The organism is Lutibacter sp. (assembly GCF_040883305.1).
Lineage (GTDB): Bacteria > Bacteroidota > Bacteroidia > Flavobacteriales > Flavobacteriaceae > Lutibacter.
The window spans coordinates 1-2,558 of sequence record NZ_JBFLKT010000261.1; the positions used below are offsets into that span (position 1 = coordinate 1).

Here is a 2,558-nt window from a genome sequence, read left to right on the forward strand (position 1 = left end):
AATTGTGTTATTCGGAAATTGATCCTAATGACGCTTGTTGTAATTGTGAAAAAAATTAATAAATAAATATGGCTACATTAGGAAATTATTTTTTAAACGGACCATCTTTAGGTTCATCAACAACTATATTTTTAGACGCAAATCTAACTTTGATTGCGCCTAACGGATTCTACTCAGATGGTGTAACATCAAGAGAGCAAGTATCAGGAGTTTTGTTGCCTGCAGTAACTTGTGGTACTTGTGCTACTCCTTGCGGAGAAACTATAAGTGCGAGTGGAGGTCAAGGTGTTTATCTTCTTAATTTAGATGCAGGAAGCACGGTAAGTGATGTAGGGGCTGTTGTTATTAGGTTTAATCCTTTTAACATACCTGATGGTATAAAAGCAATTTTTAACGGGAATGTTTATAATAAAATAAGCTCTCCTGTAGATGGATACCATCAAAGCACGGATCCTAATGGATTTACAGTACTAGGTCAATTATCAAATGATTGTGGTTTAACAGGTAATATTTCTAACTTTCCTGCATTAGAAGAATTTATTTTTAACGGTACGTCTTTTGTACGTACAGGAAATACTCAAAATATAACTATAACTCCCGGAGATGTTAGCTTAGGTTCTTTATCTCCCGATGTTTGTGTTATGGTAATTCCCAAAACAACTTCGACTCCTTCTCTAGTGAATATAGAAGTAGCAGGTCCTTGTGATGGAACAGCATTTAATGTGTCTGTTGATTTTCCTGTTTTATTGCCTTCTTTTTCAAGATCAATGAAATATAATTCTTCTAATATATCTTGCGAAGAGCCATTAGATAAAACTTTTCATTTTGTTAAAGTTCATACAGCAACAGATACTTTTGTAGGCTTATATGATTATGTTTTTGAAGATTCTTTTGGGGCGGTTCCTCTTGCAGATGGATTTTATTTAATTGATAATGTAGCTTCACCAAATAAGGTGATAGAAGTTGTAAATGGAATAGTGGTAGCTTTAACAGATTGTACTGCTTCACCATCTTTTGTTTATAATAGTGTGGTGCTCGTAGAAGATTGTAACGATCAAACAGGTACAGCTACAACTATTCTTGATATTAATGAAGCAGATGTTATAATTGGAGGTCAGCTTACATCAACAAGTGGAGGTAATTTAACGCCACTTAATCCGGGTGTTTACAGGATGTCTTTAGACTTAATAGATGGTCAAGTATATAATTTAGTTTCAATCCCTGTTTCACCGTATATTGTTCAAGTTGATAATAGTGGATTTATTATTAATAAAACTCAATGTTAAATAGATAAATATGAATTACACATTAACGTATAGCGAGGGGGTAGCCGGTTGGGCTTCTTTCTATTCTTATTATCCTGATTGGATGATTGGAATGAACAACTATTTTTATTCTTTTAAAGGAGGTAATTTATATCGACATAACGTAAATGAAATTAGAAATACATTTTATTTACCTTGGTGGGAGCAACAATTTCTTCCTCAAAATTCGTTTACTGAAACAAGTATTCAAAGTGTTTTTAACACCTCTGTACTTGAAAATAAATTATTTAAGACCATTAACTTGGAGGGAGATGCTGCTTGGTCTGTTCAATTAGTAACTGATTTAGAGTTTTCAGGATTTATTGAACAACAGTGGTTTGTAGAAAAAGAAGCCTCGTTTTTTGCTTTTATAAGAAATAATATTATTGGACAACTAGCTCTTAGAAGTGTAAATGGAATTGGTAATAGTACTACTGTAACCAATCCGGGAACAAACACTACTGAAATAAATTTTAGTATAAACCCCTTAATATCTATTGGAAGCATTTTAAGTGTTGGAGATTTTGTTTATTTTTCTTCTACAATTCAGTTTGCAGGAGAAGTTATAGCAATAAATGTTGACTTACCAAACGGAATAAACCAAGTAGTTATAGACAACGCTATGGGTGCTCCCTTGTCGATTCCTATTCCAAGTAATGTTGAGTATTTTTTCTATATTAAAAATTCAGTAGCAGAGTCTCACGGAGTATTAGGTCATTATTGCACCTTTACTTTACAAAACTTATCGAGCTCAAAAATAGAATTACTTGCTATAGAATCAGAAGTAATGAAAAGTTTCCCTTAAATTTAATATCTTTGTTACTATATGGAATTAACTATTAGACAGCTTAACGATACCGATTACGAAAATATTTTATTAGATTGGTGGGATCAGTGGGGTTGGAAAGCTCCTAAGAAAGACTTTTTACCCGACGAAGGAAAAGGAGGGTATATTATTTACGATGCAGATATTCCTGTATGTGCAGGATTTATATACGTAACTAATTCAAAAGTGTCTTGGGTAGATTGGATAATTTCAAATAAAGAATATAGGGTAAAACCAAAAAGAAAAGAAGCTATAAGTTTGCTTATAGAATCACTTACTAATATTTGTAAAATGTCAGGAAGTAAATATATTTACGCTTTAATAAAAAGCAATAACCTTATTAAGACTTATGAAAGTCTTGGGTACATAAAAGGAGATTCATATACAAGTGAAATGATAAAAGTATTATAATATGGCAGTAGCAACAG

At 32.3% G+C, this 2,558-nt stretch carries 3 protein-coding genes; all 3 read left to right on the forward strand.

Annotated elements, in window-relative coordinates:
* The first annotated feature begins 68 nt into the window (after nucleotides 1-68).
* From AB1Z17_RS08180 to AB1Z17_RS08190, 3 genes are read left to right on the forward strand one after another with little or no spacing between them, the layout of a single operon-like run.
* Nucleotides 69-1,286, forward strand: a complete 1,218-nt coding sequence (locus AB1Z17_RS08180; protein ID WP_368051311.1) for a hypothetical protein — start codon at nucleotides 69-71, stop codon at nucleotides 1,284-1,286.
* Between the two features lie 10 nt (nucleotides 1,287-1,296).
* Nucleotides 1,297-2,109: a hypothetical protein gene (locus AB1Z17_RS08185; RefSeq protein WP_368051312.1), complete on the forward strand. Its 813-nt coding sequence runs from the start codon at nucleotides 1,297-1,299 to the stop codon at nucleotides 2,107-2,109.
* Between the two features lie 21 nt (nucleotides 2,110-2,130).
* Nucleotides 2,131-2,541, forward strand: a complete 411-nt coding sequence (locus AB1Z17_RS08190) for a hypothetical protein (RefSeq protein WP_368051313.1) — start codon at nucleotides 2,131-2,133, stop codon at nucleotides 2,539-2,541.
* Nucleotides 2,542-2,558 lie beyond the last annotated feature (17 nt).